The following is a 14,299-nucleotide window of genomic DNA, read 5'->3' as shown; positions in this document are numbered from 1 at the left end:
CAACCCCGCCAAACGAAAGAGGCCGCCCAGTGGGCGGCCTCTTTCATTGCGGGCAGCGGGTTACTGCTGCAGTTCCTGCTCGGTGAACAGGCCGTCGAAGAGCATGGTGGACAGGTAGCGCTCGCCCGAGTCAGGGAGGATCACCACCAGGGTCTTGCCCTGCATCTCCGGCTTCTCGGCCAGGCGCACGGCGGCAGCCATCGCCGCCCCGCAGGAAATGCCGCAGAGGATGCCTTCCTCACGCATCAGGCGCTGGGCCATGGCCTTGGCCTCCTCGTCGCTGACCTGCTCGACGCGGTCGACGATGGACAGGTCCAGGTTCTTCGGCACGAAGCCGGCACCGATGCCCTGGATCTTGTGCGGGCTGGGCTTCACCTCGTCACCGGCCAGGGTCTGGCTGATCACCGGCGAAGTCACCGGCTCCACCGCCACCGAGAGGATCGGCTTGCCGCGCTGCTGCTTGATGTAGCGGGAAATGCCGGTGATGGTGCCGCCGGTGCCGACGCCGGCCACCAGCACGTCGATGGCGCCGTCGGTGTCGTTCCAGATCTCCGGGCCGGTGGTCTTCTCATGAATGGCCGGGTTGGCCGGGTTCTCGAACTGTTGCAGCAGCAGGTACTGCTCGGGGTTGCCGGCGGCGATCTCGGCCGCCTTCTCGATGGCGCCCTTCATGCCCTTGGCCGGTTCGGTAAGCACCAGCTCGGCGCCCAGGGCCTTGAGCACCTTGCGCCGCTCCAGGCTCATGGAGGCCGGCATGGTGAGGATCAGCTTGTAGCCCCGCGCCGCCGCGACGAAGGCCAGGCCGATGCCGGTGTTGCCCGAGGTGGGCTCCACCAGGGTCATGCCCGGGCGCAGGCGGCCGCTCTCTTCCGCGTCCCAGATCATGCTGGCGCCGATGCGGCACTTCACCGAGTAGGCCGGGTTGCGCCCCTCGATCTTGGCGAGGATGGTCACGCCCTTGGGGCCCAGGCGGTTGATCATCACCAGCGGCGTGTTGCCGATGGCCTTGGAGTTATCTGCGTAGATGCGGCTCATGAACCGGTCCTCGAAGGTGGCGGGTCGATGGGAGAAAGGGGCCCAGCCTATGCCCAGGTGCCCCGGCAGTCCAGCCGAACCGAATGGCGCCGGCACAGTCCATCGGACATGTGCCAAACGCCGGAAGCCCCCCATGAAGCGACGCTATGGCTGGCCGCTCAAGGCCCTGCTCACCCTCCTGCTGCTCCTGCTGGTGGCCCAGCTGACGCTGCCCTGGCTGATCCGTGACTACCTCAACGGCAAGCTCGCCGACATGGGCGAGTACCGCGGCCACATCGACGACATCGACCTGGCCTGGTGGCGCGGCGCGTACCGCATCAACGGCCTGTCCATCGTCAAGGCCGACGGCAGCGTGCCGGTGCCGCTGCTGGACGCGCCGGGCATCGACCTGGCGGTGAGCTGGCAGGCGCTCTGGCAGGACCGCGCCGTGGTCGCGCGGGTGGTGTTCGAGGCCCCCGAACTGAACTTCGTCGACGGCGGTGCCGACAAGCGCCAGTCCCAGACCGGTGCCGGCACGGACTGGCGCGACCAGCTGAACAAACTGCTGCCCATCACCCTCAACGAACTGCGCGTGCTGGACGGCCGCATCGCCTTCCACAACTTCACCTCCACCCCCAGGGTGGACCTGGACGCCAGCCAGGTGAACGCCAGCCTCTACAACCTCACCAACGTCGCCGACAGCCAGGGCGAGCGCGTGGCCCGCTTCGAGGGCCGCGCCCAGTTGCTCGGCCATGCGCCCCTGGAGGTGGAGGCCACCTTCGACCCGTTCAAGAACTTCGAGGACTTCCAGCTGCGCCTGCGCGCCCGCGACATCGACCTGCCCCGGCTCAACGACCTGGCCCGCGCCTACGGCCGCTTCGACTTCCGCCGGGGCCAGGGCGACCTGGTGATCGAAGCCCGCGCCGACAACGCCCGGCTCAGCGGCTACATCAAGCCACTGCTGCACGATGTGGACGTGTTCGACTGGCGCCAGGACGTGGAGAACGAAGACAAGGGCGTGCTCCGCGCCCTCTGGGAGGCCCTCGTCGGCGGCGGCGAGACCCTGCTGAAGAACCAGCGCCGCGACCAGTTCGCCACCCGCGTGGAACTCAGCGGCAACGTGCACCAGCAGGACGTCAGCGCCTTCCAGGCGTTCATCGCCATCCTGCGCAACGCCTTCGTCGAAGCCTTCACCCCGCGCTTCGAACGTGCCCCGCCCGAGCGCGATGACGCCACACGACCCACCGGAGGACAGGGCCCCGCCGCCGCCAGGGCGGACTAGGCTGCAAGGACCGTGACCGCCCATTCAGTGACTGAATGCCCCGTCTGCGTTCACAGTGCGCCGGGGCTCACGCTATAGTCGGCGCCTCCACCTGATACCGCGCGCCCGGTACTGCCGGTCGTTACCGTTCGAGGATTACCTGATGAAGTTCGAAGGCACCCAGTCCTACGTCGCCACCGACGACCTCAAGCTCGCCGTCAACGCCGCGATCACCCTGCAACGCCCGCTGCTGGTCAAGGGCGAACCGGGCACCGGCAAGACCATGCTCGCCGAGCAGCTGGCCGAAGCCTTCGGCGCCAAGCTGATCACCTGGCACATCAAGTCCACCACCAAGGCGCACCAGGGCCTGTACGAGTACGACGCCGTGAGCCGCCTGCGCGACTCCCAGCTCAACTCCGACAAGGTCCACGACGTCCGCAACTACATCAAGAAAGGCAAGCTCTGGGAGGCCTTCGAGGCCGACGAGCGCGTGATCCTGCTGATCGACGAGATCGACAAGGCCGACATCGAGTTCCCCAACGACCTGCTGCAGGAACTCGACAAGATGGAGTTCTACGTCTACGAGACGAACGAGACCATCAAGGCCAAGCAGCGCCCGATCATCATCATCACCTCCAACAACGAGAAGGAACTGCCGGACGCCTTCCTGCGCCGCTGCTTCTTCCACTACATCGCCTTCCCCGACCGCGAGACGCTGAAGAAGATCGTCGACGTCCACTACCCCAACATCAGCGGCGAGCTGGTGGCCGAGGCGCTGGACGTGTTCTTCGACGTGCGCAAGGTCCCGGGCCTGAAGAAGAAGCCCTCCACCAGCGAGCTGGTGGACTGGCTGAAGCTGCTGATGGCCGACAACATCGGCGAGGCCGTACTGCGCGAGCGCGACCCGTCCAAGGCCATCCCGCCGCTGGCCGGCGCCCTGGTGAAGAACGAGCAGGACGTGATGCTGCTCGAACGCCTGGCCTTCATGGCGCGCCGCGCCAGCCGCTGAGGCTGCCTCCCTCTCCCTTCCACGGGAGAGGGTTCAACCGCCCACCAAGGAGGCCCCAGCCATGCATAACGGCAGCTGCCTGTGCGGCGCGGTGAAGTACCAGATCGACGCGCCCATCGAATCCGCCACCCATTGCCATTGCGGCCAGTGCCGCAAGGGCCATGGCGCAGCCTTCGCCAGCTACGGCAACGTGCGGCGCGAGCACTTCCGTTTCACCGCAGGGCAGGACCAGGTGGCCGCGTTCCACTCCTCCCCCCACGTGACCCGGACCTTCTGCCGCCAGTGCGGCAGCAACCTGCAATGGTTCGCCGACCACCCGCACCCCAAGTGGGTCTCGGTGGCCCTGGGCACCCTGGACTCGCCCCTGGGTGACGTCCCGCAGAAGCACATCTACACAGAATCCAAGGCCGACTGGTACGCCATCGCCGACGGCCTGCCCCAGGAATCCCGTTCCTGAGGCCCCACCGCTAGCAAGAGGGTGCAGCCATGCTGCTCAACCTGTTCAACGAAATGCGCGCCGCCAAGGTGCCGGTCTCGGTTCGCGAACTGCTGGACCTGATCAACGCGCTCAAGCACAACGTCGTCTTCGCCGACATGGACGAGTTCTACTACCTCGCCCGCACCGTGCTGGTGAAGGACGAACGCCACTTCGACAAGTTCGACCGCGCCTTCTCCGCCTACTTCAAGGGCCTGGAGAACCTCAACGAGCACATCGAGGCGCTGATCCCCGAAGAGTGGCTGCGCAAGGAATTCGAGCGCCTGCTCACCGACGAAGAGCGCGCGCAGATCCAGTCCCTCGGCGGGCTGGACAAGCTCATCGAAGAATTCAAGAAACGCCTGGAAGAACAGAAGGAACGCCACGCCGGCGGCAACAAGTGGATCGGCACCGGCGGCACCAGCCCCTTCGGCTCCGGCGGCTTCAACCCCGAGGGCATCCGCGTCGGCGACGCCGGCAAGCGCCAGGGCAAGGCCGCCAAGGTCTGGGACCAGCGCGAGTACAAGAACCTCGACGACCAGGTGGAACTGGGCACCCGCAACATCAAGGTCGCCCTGCGCCGCCTGCGCAAGTTCGCCCGTGAAGGCGCAGCGGAAGAGCTGGACCTGGACGGCACCATCGACCACACCGCCCGCGATGCTGGCCTGCTCAACATCCAGATGCGCCCCGAACGGCGCAACACCGTGAAACTCCTGCTGCTGCTGGACATCGGCGGCTCCATGGACGCCCACGTGAAGGTCTGCGAAGAGCTGTTCTCCGCCTGCAAGACCGAGTTCAAGCACCTGGAGTACTTCTACTTCCACAACTTCGTCTACGAGTCGGTGTGGAAGAACAACCTGCGCCGCACCTCCGAGCGCACCTCCACCCAGGACCTGCTGCACAAGTACGGCGCCGACTACAAGGTGGTGTTCGTCGGCGACGCCGCCATGGCCCCCTACGAGATCACCCAGGCCGGCGGCAGCGTCGAGCACTGGAACGAAGAGCCGGGCTACGTGTGGATGAAGCGCTTCATGGAGAAGTACAAGAAGCTCATCTGGATCAACCCCTACCCCAAGGACACCTGGAACTACACCGCCTCCACCGGGCTGGTGCGGGAGCTGATCAACGACCAGATGTTCCCCCTCACCCTGCAGGGGCTGGAGGAAGGGATGCGCTTTCTCTCCAAGTGAAAAAGAAAGGGCCCGGAAGGGCCCTTTTCTTTGGCGGCGTCATGTTCTCGTACTCTCAGACCTAGCTGATTAGCGAGTTCAACTGATGTTTTTGGTTTCGCCCTCCCGGGCGAGTCCCTTTTCCAATCGTTGAAAAGGAACCAAAAAACTTGCCCCTGCATACGGCCCGACTACGTCGGGTTCCCTCCCTCCATCGCTGTTCCAGGGGCCCGCGCTGACGGCGCCATCCATGGCCCGACAGCGCTCTCGCGACATCCATGTCGCTCAACCCCTTCCACAACGATTCCGCTCGGCCTCCTGAAGGGGCATTGTCCCTGCCCCACCGCTCGATGCGTGGCATAAACACAGCGTGCACTCAAGAATTTTTAAGCGCGCAGGAGTTCGCATTACAACGCACTGAACCCACGACCCCGAACTGCATCATGTTTTGCACTTCGCAGCTTAAAGCCAATTCAACAGTCAAGAAAAATTAGGCAATACACCGCTATACCTCGGATCATCCCGCAAACCTTGATTTTCGGCCCAATTCATCACAAGCGTGTGGAGATGAGATATGTAGCCATGCGTAGCGATTAGATCAGCAGAGAATGGGTCATGCTCATCTGAGTTAATCAGCGATAAAAGTAACTGCTGGATCTGCTCCGCTAGATTTCCGTCATTGGACACACGAAGGTATGCATTAATAGGTTTATCTTTAGTCTCTTCATCACCACCCAAATATCTCTCGAAGTCAGGAATGCTCACTCTGTGGCGCACAATGCAGCCAACTTCCCTAGCGGCATTGATCGCGCTCCTTATTTTCTCGTTCTCGGTCCACATGCCGTTCTTGGTAGCGTTCTTCTTGTAGGGAGCGTCAGCATCATGAACGATGCCGAAATCCATTTTGAAGTGAGCCATTACGTTAACCAGAGGTGCAAGAATAGCTTTCCCGCGAGCACGAATTAATGTTACTTGATCGATCAACTCATGCTGACGCTCAACTATGGACGAGACAAAGGTAGCGTGCTCAGTATCACCCTCCACCAAGATCGGGTAAGAGCCGAAGAAGACCTCAGAAAAGCTAGGATCAATGTGCTGTAGCGCTTGCAATCTTCGCTTGTCGTCCACCTCGAAGTGAATTGCATCTGATCTATATGTACAAGGCTCAATCAATCCTTTCTCGGGTGATCTTTCGAGACGGATAATCGTGGTGTGATCTTCAAATGGATTGATGAAGTAAGGGGAATGCGTAGTAATCATGACTTGCCAGTCAGGGTCTTCTGCTAGACGGTATAGCCGTCTTTGAGCGGCGCGGGCAGCTAGTGGATGCAAGGCATTTTCTGGCTCGTCAATCAACAAGATGTAGCCTGGAAACGCAGGGTCTTCAGCACTTTCTGGTATAGAACCCCCTGCCAGTAACGCCTGAAGCTTTGCTTGGTTTTGGGCTCGCTCATCCTCCAAAGTGGCGCGCACGTCATCGGCAATTTTCTTAACCAGTTGCTTCTCTAACTCAGCCTGTTTCTTTTCTAACGCTTTCTTGTGCTCAGCACGTATTTCACTATTCCTACTTAGCTCGTTATGCACCTGCACCATTGACCAGAACAATGCACGCTGTGCACCTGCGCCCTGTTGAGAAAGCTGCGTTTCAACTTCACCGTCCTTTACCTTGAGCCTTGACCCACTCTTAACCAATTCGGCAAGTTTTGGAACTAAAGGTGCTGAACCTATCGCGAGAGCAATGTCTAGCTTTGGAAACACATCCTTGAAACCTGCACCTACTTCCTCCGCGATTACTTTGAAGTGTTGCTCATGGGCTTTCCCTATCTCGCCCACACGAGCCGAAATCGCAGAAATAGCTTTAGCCAACTCAGACTCAGGAGCCAGTCGCTCCTGCTCCAAGGCCTCAATCAGTGGACTCAAAGCTAAAGCCAGCAACATCGCCTCAGTTTTCTCGGGATCATCAAAGGAGCCAATACGAATCGGTCTCGGAAGGCGCGCGCCGAAGACAGAGTCAAAGCCACCTGCCTTCCCGTCAGACGACCAAGCTCCTTGCCCGTCTTCCCCAGCGCTGGGATCCCAAGTTGTTCGGGTTTTCGTAAAAGAAGGAGAGCACCACTGCCATCGACTTTTGACTATTAGTAGCCCGTCACGCCCCGTTTTCCAGCGTGCATCGACATTGCCGATGTGCTCTGGAATGTGAACATCAAGCTGAACCTCTGACTCTTGTTCTTCAGTTGCATGCTGGCAACGATCTCTACTCGGGTCGAATGTTTCAGTCCCCTTTGCAAGCTCATAAGCGCGCAATACGGTGGACTTCCCTGAGTTATTTTTCCCCACTAAACAGACGACGTTATCCAAATCGATTGAGATGCCTTCGTTACCTACACAGCCGATGTTGCGGACGAAAATGCGGACGAGTTTGGAACGATTTTCTGCAGGCATTCGCTAACCTCCATGTATACGCACCATTAAAAGGCCATCATCAAATTTCTCTTGAAATTAGCCCGCAACAGAGAATGTGCAACCTACAAGCATCCTCAGAATCTAGGCACGACATCCCCAGCCCAGGGCGTTGGCCATGCCCCTTGCCCTCCCTCCCCCACCTCCCTATCCTCCCGGCGTCGCGGTCAATCCCGCGGCCGGGTTTGACAGCCCGTTGCTCGGCGCGAATGCGCCTGAAGGTGCATGCGAAAAACGGCGAATGTTTTTTGCAGGCATCGGCACGCATGCAGCTTTCTTGGCTGCTCTGCTCTATGGCAGATCGCGCGGGGAGACCCTAGCGGGTCTGCCGGTCCGAGCCCGGTCTGTCAACCCCGTGCGGTCTGCCACCCTTCGAATGACAGCGACAGGTGGCAGCTCCTTCATCTAGCTCGGGAGCAACACCATGCACGACGCATACACCCCCATCGTTTTCCAACGCCACAACCACCAGCTCCGTGCCGCCATGGTCGACAACCAGCCCTGGTTCGTGGCCATGGACTTCGCGCGGATGATCGGCGCGCTGAAGCCCGGCCGCCTGCCCCGCCTGGTGGACCCGCACCAGCGCCGCGCCGTCCGCTTGCGGCACGCCAGCGGTGGCAGCGAGGAAGTCATCGCCCTCAGCGAGGCCGGCGCCTACCGCCTGCTGTACCGCTACCAGCACCCGGAGCACCGCTGCCTGAGCCGCTGGCTCAGCGAGGAGGTGGTGCCGACGCTGCATGACCACTACCGTGACGCCAACGCGGCGCCCCGCCGGGCGTACATGAGCTGGGCCAACCAGCGCATCGGCGTGGTGAAGTGGCAAGGGGACATCTGGATCGCCCGGCGCGACCTGCCGGTGTTCCTCTGCAGCCGCGAGGAGCCGGCACTGGGCAACGAGCCGAGCTGGAAGCACATGCCCTTCGGCGATTGGTAGCCCAACCGGGAGCGGGTGCGCCCCGCTCCCGGTTGTCGAAACTGTGCGCGTGTGCGGTATGCACCGATGGCCATTCGGCTAGGGTGCTGCCTTTGCCCCCACCGAGCGGATTCGAGCATGGACACCCTGCAAAACGGCATCGACGCGTACAACCAGACCTTCCAGGAACTGCACGGCGAAGACGATGAGCTGGCCTGCGACGGCCCCGCGCCGGCGGCGGATATCGAGCGCTTCCAGGCCCTGGCCGGGATGCCGCTGCCGGCGGCGCTGGTGGCCTTCTACCGCCACTTCGGCAGCCTGAAGAACAACACCCAGGACGACAACCACTGCTTCTGGCTGCCCGCCCCGGGCGAGCTGGTGGACTGGCTGGAAGACCAGGGCAGTGGCGCCGGGCTGGTGTCGCTGATGCGGGCCTTCTGGGGTGGCGACCGTCCGGAGCTGGACGCGGGCACGCACTTCGATGCGGCCCAGCTGCAAGCGCTGGACCAGCGTTTCATCGGCTTTGGCTGGTTCATGGGTGACGACATGCTGGAAGGCGCGCACTTCCTGTTCTTCGACCGGGCCGGCGGGTTCGGCCGCCTGCACTACCACCAGGACCGTTTCGCCGAAGCCCGGCGTGGCCTGCTCGGGCTGCTGGAGTCGGGCCTGCCCGGCCACTCGCTGGAGGCCCTGCTCGGCCAGGCGCTGGACGAGGTGCGCGAGGGGCTGGAAGCCTTCGGCTGACCCAGGGAACAGCGCCAGCTGTGCCAGGATGCGCGCGGCCCAGGCGCTCCGCACGACAAGGAGTGGCCAGCCCTGCGCGCTGAACCAGCGAGGGCTTACCTGGGCCTGTTGTCAGGCTGCACGCCTAGTGAGGCACTCAGGAGAGGCTGCGCGGTTGATGATCAAGCAGCAGCACCAGGTCACGCACGTGCAGAACCTTGCCGTAGAAGGGGTTGTTCTCAACGCCCGCCAGAGACCGGCCACTTAGCCGGGCCATATCCTCCAGCAGCTCGAACTCCAGATCCTCGTCGTCCAGGTTCAGATCCTCCTCGAAGCGATCATCGGCACGGATCGGCAAGCGTCCACCAAGATAACCGTGCAGAGACTCGTACACGGCGCGGATCACCCAGGTGTCCACCTGCCACCGAGGGAAGGCGCGAGCGAACTGGCATATGGACTGCCCCTGGCGCTGCGCAGCCAGCCTCGCCAAACGTCGCTGCTCTTGCCAGCTCAAGTACGTCACCAGCACAGCCGTGCCGGCCACAACCCACAGCAGCGCAGGCTGCTGCACGATGCTCCAGACCAGGCCAACAAGCAGGCACAGCAGCAACAGAACCAAGCCGAGCGGTAACCGTGCCGGTGCGTGTGGCATGTCGTGCATGTGTCTTGAAGGTTTGCGCATGGCGTTGCCCCGTTGTGGACAGGCTCGCAACCTATCCCAGCCCTCACCGGGCAGGCAAGGCAGCACAGGAGCACCTTTGCGGCGAGGCGTCTCTGGCAAGCGCTGTACAAGGCCAAGCAGCCGCAACCGTATCGTCCAAACCTGATGAAAGCGCCTCAGGAAGAAACCACCCGCTCAGGCGCACACCACTGAAAAGAGTTCGGCAGGTGGCAAAGCCCCGTGGCTGGCTGTGGACTGGCGGCGACCTTCACCCCCTGCGAAAAAGCGCCAGCCAGCAACCGAAGCCCACCAGCAACGCGCCGAAGCTACGGTCCACCCAGTGCCGCACCGCCAGCAAGCGCTGGCGCACGGCGCCGGAGGAGAAGCACAGCGCCACCAGGCCGAACCAGGCGACGTGGGCGCTGGCGATGAAGGCGCCATAGCCCACCTGTACCGCCAGGGGCGTGTCCGGGCGCACCACCTGCAGGAACAGGCTGACGATGAAGACCGTGGTCTTGGGGTTGAGCACGTTGGTGAAGAAGCCCATGCGCAGGGCCGCTGCGTCGCTCAGCGGTGCGTCGGGCGCCTCGGCCTGGGTGCCGGCGGGCTGGCTGCGCAGCATCTTCACCCCCAGCAGGATCAGGTAGGCGGCACCGGCCAGGCGGATGGCATCGAACAGCCAGAGCGACTGCTGGATGAGCACGCCGACACCCACCAGGGTGTAGCTGACATGCACCAGCACACCCAGCCCGATGCCCAGCGCCGTCAGGGCGCCGGCACGGCGGGAGCGCAGCAGGCTGTTGCGTGAGACGAGGGCGAAGTCCGGCCCGGGGCTGATCACCGCAAGCAGGGTGATGGTGATGACGGCTAACAGTTCGGCCATGGCGTATCCTCTGGCGGTTCGATAGAGGTGCCGATCATAGGAAGCCAGCCAGGGGCCTGACCAACGATGCTTTCTGACCATTCCGGTGAGCCTGGCTCACCATCCAGTGATTCCCGCCTGCCCTCGCTGATGGCGCTGCGCTGCTTCGAGGCCGCAGCCCGCCTGGAGAACTTCACCCGCGCGGCGGAGGCGCTGCACCTGACCCATGGCGCGGTGAGCCGGGCAGTCCGGCTGCTGGAAGACGACCTCGGCGTGGCGCTGTTCGAACGGCGCAACCGCCGCGTCTTCCTCACCGAGGACGGCCGCACCCTGGCCCGCGCGGTGCACGACGGGCTGGCGCTGATGCAACAGGCTGCCCAGGGCTTGCGAGCCAAGGCACGCCGGGAGCGGCAATGGGTGGTGTCGTGCGAGCCGACGCTGCTGATGCGCTGGCTGATCCCGCGCTGGCCGGACTTCCAGGCGCGCCACCCGGACTGGGTGATCCACCTGGTGGCCGGCGGCGGGGCCTTCTCCTTCCAGGCCGGCATCGACCTGGCGATCCGCCGCGAGGATTTCCCGCACCCGCCGCACTGGCACGTGGAGCCATTGTTCGAGGAACAGGTGGGACCGGTGTGCCGGCCGGAGCGGGCCACCCAGTGGTTCGAGGCCGACGACCTGCGCCAGGATGCGCCCCGGCTGCACACCCGCACCCGGCCAGCAGCCTGGGCGGACTGGAGCGCGGCGGCCGGTCGCGCTCCGGGCCTGCCGGGCGGGCAGGTGTTCGAGCACTTCTACTTCAGCCTGCAGGCGGCGGTGGCCGGGCTGGGGGTGGCCATCGGTCCGTGGCACCTGGTGCGCGACGACCTGGCGAGCGGCGCGCTGGTGGCGCCGCTGGGGTTCGTGGCCGATGGCTCGCGCTACTGCCTGCTGAGCGAGGCCCCACCGCCGCCCGGCAGCCTGCCGGCCGCGCTGCTGGCGTGGCTGCAGGAGCAGGCCTGATGCAACGAATGACGGAACGGCATGCGCGCCGTAGCATCCAACCCCACATGCCCTATTTGAAAAGGAGATCGACATGCCCTGGTATGCCTGGCTGATCCTGGCGCTGGCCCTTGGCTCCATCGTCGGCGGCCTGATGATGCTGCGTGACACCGCGAAGAAGGTTCCGCTGACCGAGGAGCAACTGGCGCGCATCCGCCAGCGCAACGCGGAAGCGGACGCCAAGGACGCGGAAGACCGCTGAGAGCCGGCACGGAAGCCGGCCACGGGCCGGCTTCCCGCACATCCGCCAACACCTGATGGCGAGATGGCCTTAAAGTGCGCCACCTGATTTCTCAGGAGGTGCCATGCCTATCCATCTACAAATCCTGCTTCCCCTGCTCACCCTGGCCCTGGGCCATGCCACCGGCCACATCAGCCCGCTCGGCCTGGCACTCGGTGTGGCCTATGCCGGCTGGGTGCTGGCGGCAAAACGCCTGCCCAACTGGCTGTGGCTGCCGGTGACGCTGCTGGCCAGCGTGGCCCTGGCCGCGCACCTGGTGCCGGGCTTCGCCTACCTCTCCCTGACCGAGCCGACGCCCTGGAGCCCGGACGCGCCGCCCTACGCCCTGCGGGTGAACTGGGACAAGGCGCTGGTGGGCATGAGCCTGCTGGCCTGGTGGCTGGGCCGCCCGGACCCGGTGCCGGCGGCGCGCCGGAGCGCGACCCTGGCGGTGATGCTGGCGACGCTGGTGGCCGTGCCGGTACTAGCGCTGGCCCTGGGGCTGGTGGGCTGGGTGCCGAAGTGGCCGGAACACCTGGCGCTATGGCTGGCGGTGAACCTGCTGGTGACGGTGCTGGCGGAGGAGCTGGTGTTCCGCGCGCTGCTGCAGCGCACCCTGGCGGCGCGCCTGGGCCCCTGGGCGGGGCTGCTGCTGGCGACGCTGCTGTTCGGTGCGGTGCACCTGCCCTTCAGCACGCTGTTCGCCGTGGTGGCGACGGTGGCGGGCCTGGGCTACGGCCTGGCGTTCCACTTCTCGGGTCGGCTGGGGCCGGCGGTGGCCCTGCACCTGGGGGTCAATCTCTGCCACGTCCTGCTGCTGAGTTATCCACTGAAGCTGGGCTGACGCGGATGCGGTAGCGACCGAAGATGCGCTCCAGGCTGCCATCGGCCCGCAGCGTCTCCAGCAGGCGCGCGAAGCGCTCGGGGGTGATGGGCGCCCCCGGCCGCAACAGGGCGTAGTGGCGGTAGTACTGGTCGACCCGGTCGGAGACGAGGAACTGCCCCGCCACGTCCGGGTTGCGCTCCAGGTACATGCCCAGGTACGAGCGCGTCACCAGGGCGATGTCGGCGCGGTCTCGCAGCACCATCAGCAGGTTGCTGTCGTGGGAGTAGGTCAGCATCGCGTTGAATTCGCGCATGAGGTATTCCGGGTCGGCGTCGAACCCGGCGAAGCCGTAGTGGTAGCCGCTGTAGAGGGCCAGGCGCTTGCCATCCAGGCTGCGGAAGTAGTCCTGGCCACGGCTGTCGCGCTTGTGGGCGACGAAGACTTCGGCGTCCTCCAGGCCCATGTCGATACGCGCCGCCTCGATGTCCTGCCAGCCCCAGCCGGGGTTCTCGAACACCGCCATGTCGATGCGCCCGCTCTGGAAGTCGCGGAAGCGCCGCGGGATGGCCGTGGGCAGCATGACGAAACGGTAGTCCGCCTGGGCCTGGTTGAGGGCCTCCAGCAGTTCGGGCAGCAGGCCGGTGGCCGCTTCCGATTCCGGCTTGATCACATAGGGCGGGAAGTGGGCGCCGCCCACCTTGACCACCTCGGCGGCGAGCGCCGGCTCCAGCGAAGCGAACAGGGCCAGAGCGGCCAGCAGTCCCTTGCGTCCCCCAATCCGTTGTCGGCCGTCCTTCCGCCGAACGCGTGCAAAAGCCATGTTTTCCCCGTATGCGCCGTTCTTAATCTCGGTCGTTCTTCTTGAACGGCAGCTGGTATCGCTCCAGCAGCCGTTGGTAAGACTCATCCGCCTGCAACCGCTGCAACAGCCCCTCGAAGTCCTGGGGCTCGATGGGGGCGTTGGGTCTGAGCATGGCGTTGAGATGGTATTCCTGATCGAACCGACGGGAAACAAGCAGTTTGCCGCGCAGTTCGGGGTCCCGCTGGAGCATCTGCTCGAGGTAGGACCGGGTGACCACGGCTATATCGGCACGATCATGCAAAACCATGAGCAGGTTGCTGTCGTGGGAATAGGTGAGCGTGGCCTGGAAGCGCTTCTGCAGCATGAGCGGATCGGCGTCGTAGCCGGCGAAGCCGTAGTGATAGCCGGCATAGAGCACCAGGCGCTTGCCGAGCAGGGTGTCGAAATAGTCCTCGCCCCGTTCGGGCTCGGCGCGGGCCACGTAGACCTCGGCATCGTCGATGCCCATGTCGATGAGGGTGTAGCGTGCCCCCTCCCAGCCCCAGTGGGGGTCCTCGAAGAGGATAAGGTCGTAGCGGCCGGTCTGCAGGTCGCGGTAACGGCGCGCGGAAGAGGTGGGCACGATGCTGAAGTGGAAGCGCTTCTGCACCTGGTTGAACAGCGCCACCAGCTCCACCGTCAGGCCGCTGCCGGTATCCCGCTCGGGGTGCACCATGTAGGGCGGGAAGTTGTAGGCGCCGATGAGAATCTCGCGGGGCAGCGCGGCCCAGGCGCTCCCTGCCAGGAGGCAGAGCGACAGCAGGAACAACCGTGACGTGATAGACCAGACACCCGACATCTTGGCCCCGGAGAAAGAGGTGGAACGG

At 64.2% G+C, this 14,299-nt stretch carries 15 protein-coding genes; 9 read left to right on the top strand and 6 right to left on the bottom strand.

Annotated features, from left to right (window positions below; all coding sequences use genetic code 11):
• Positions 1-60 precede the first annotated feature (60 nt).
• On the bottom strand, positions 61-1,035 hold the full coding sequence (gene cysK, locus RTK35_RS21885) for a cysteine synthase A (protein ID WP_044409315.1): 975 nt from the start codon (positions 1,033-1,035) through the stop codon (positions 61-63).
• A gap of 133 nt (positions 1,036-1,168) precedes the next feature.
• Here cysK and RTK35_RS21880 point away from each other — a divergent pair, with 133 nt between their 5' ends.
• From RTK35_RS21880 to RTK35_RS21865, 4 genes are all read left to right on the top strand, one after another.
• On the top strand, positions 1,169-2,296 hold the full coding sequence (locus RTK35_RS21880) for a DUF748 domain-containing protein (protein ID WP_316908980.1): 1,128 nt from the start codon (positions 1,169-1,171) through the stop codon (positions 2,294-2,296).
• A 142-nt stretch (positions 2,297-2,438) separates the two neighbouring features.
• Positions 2,439-3,284 carry an AAA family ATPase gene (locus tag RTK35_RS21875; RefSeq protein WP_044409321.1) on the top strand — a complete coding sequence of 282 codons (846 nt, stop codon included), beginning with the start codon at positions 2,439-2,441 and terminating at the stop codon, positions 3,282-3,284.
• A 61-nt stretch (positions 3,285-3,345) separates the two neighbouring features.
• The gene (locus RTK35_RS21870; RefSeq protein ID WP_074968701.1) at positions 3,346-3,741 is read left to right on the top strand and encodes a GFA family protein; all 396 of its coding nucleotides are present in this window, start codon (positions 3,346-3,348) and stop codon (positions 3,739-3,741) included.
• A gap of 29 nt (positions 3,742-3,770) precedes the next feature.
• Entirely contained in the window at positions 3,771-4,949 is a 1,179-nt protein-coding gene (locus tag RTK35_RS21865) for a vWA domain-containing protein (RefSeq protein ID WP_044409328.1), read from the top strand.
• 459 nt (positions 4,950-5,408) lie between these two features.
• Here RTK35_RS21865 and RTK35_RS21860 read toward each other — a convergent pair whose 3' ends face one another.
• Positions 5,409-7,370, bottom strand: coding sequence for an AAA family ATPase (locus tag RTK35_RS21860; RefSeq protein ID WP_236212560.1), 1,962 nt, complete (start codon positions 7,368-7,370; stop codon positions 5,409-5,411).
• A gap of 442 nt (positions 7,371-7,812) precedes the next feature.
• On the opposite strand from RTK35_RS21860, the gene RTK35_RS21855 reads away from it, so the two are divergent.
• Entirely contained in the window at positions 7,813-8,322 is a 510-nt protein-coding gene (locus RTK35_RS21855; RefSeq protein ID WP_107331189.1) for a Bro-N domain-containing protein, read from the top strand.
• Positions 8,323-8,439: 117 nt separating this feature from the next.
• On the top strand, positions 8,440-9,045 hold the full coding sequence (locus RTK35_RS21850; protein WP_316908979.1) for a hypothetical protein: 606 nt from the start codon (positions 8,440-8,442) through the stop codon (positions 9,043-9,045).
• Positions 9,046-9,181: 136 nt separating this feature from the next.
• Here the strand turns inward: RTK35_RS21850 and RTK35_RS21845 are convergent, their stop codons facing one another.
• Together RTK35_RS21845 and RTK35_RS21840 are read right to left on the bottom strand one after the other, a co-directional pair.
• Complete coding sequence (locus RTK35_RS21845; protein WP_316908978.1) at positions 9,182-9,706, bottom strand: hypothetical protein; 525 nt, start codon at positions 9,704-9,706, stop codon at positions 9,182-9,184.
• 247 nt (positions 9,707-9,953) lie between these two features.
• Positions 9,954-10,568: a LysE family transporter gene (locus RTK35_RS21840; protein ID WP_316908977.1), complete on the bottom strand. Its 615-nt coding sequence runs from the start codon at positions 10,566-10,568 to the stop codon at positions 9,954-9,956.
• 66 nt (positions 10,569-10,634) lie between these two features.
• Between RTK35_RS21840 and RTK35_RS21835 the strand changes: the two genes are divergently transcribed.
• The 3 genes from RTK35_RS21835 (at position 10,635) to RTK35_RS21825 (ending at position 12,649) form a co-directional block, all read left to right on the top strand.
• Complete coding sequence (locus RTK35_RS21835; RefSeq protein WP_316908976.1) at positions 10,635-11,546, top strand: LysR family transcriptional regulator; 912 nt, start codon at positions 10,635-10,637, stop codon at positions 11,544-11,546.
• Between the two features lie 73 nt (positions 11,547-11,619).
• Entirely contained in the window at positions 11,620-11,787 is a 168-nt protein-coding gene (locus RTK35_RS21830) for a DUF2897 family protein (RefSeq protein ID WP_069561667.1), read from the top strand.
• Positions 11,788-11,890: 103 nt separating this feature from the next.
• The gene (locus tag RTK35_RS21825; protein ID WP_222901481.1) at positions 11,891-12,649 is read left to right on the top strand and encodes a CPBP family intramembrane glutamic endopeptidase; all 759 of its coding nucleotides are present in this window, start codon (positions 11,891-11,893) and stop codon (positions 12,647-12,649) included.
• Here the strand turns inward: RTK35_RS21825 and RTK35_RS21820 are convergent.
• A complete protein-coding gene (locus RTK35_RS21820) occupies positions 12,600-13,451 on the bottom strand; it encodes a substrate-binding periplasmic protein (RefSeq protein WP_082078198.1) in 852 nt (283 codons plus the stop codon). The two genes, RTK35_RS21825 and RTK35_RS21820, sit on opposite strands and share 50 nt — an antisense overlap.
• Positions 13,452-13,473: 22 nt before the next feature.
• A complete protein-coding gene (locus RTK35_RS21815; RefSeq protein ID WP_237149954.1) occupies positions 13,474-14,271 on the bottom strand; it encodes a substrate-binding periplasmic protein in 798 nt (265 codons plus the stop codon).
• Between the last annotated feature and the right edge of the window lie 28 nt (positions 14,272-14,299).

The sequence above is a fragment of the Pseudomonas sp. zfem003 genome (genome assembly GCF_032621675.1).
GTDB lineage: Bacteria > Pseudomonadota > Gammaproteobacteria > Pseudomonadales > Pseudomonadaceae > Metapseudomonas > Metapseudomonas otitidis.
Note: the sequence above shows the minus strand (reverse complement) of the source record. Positions and strands in the feature narration are given on the sequence as shown.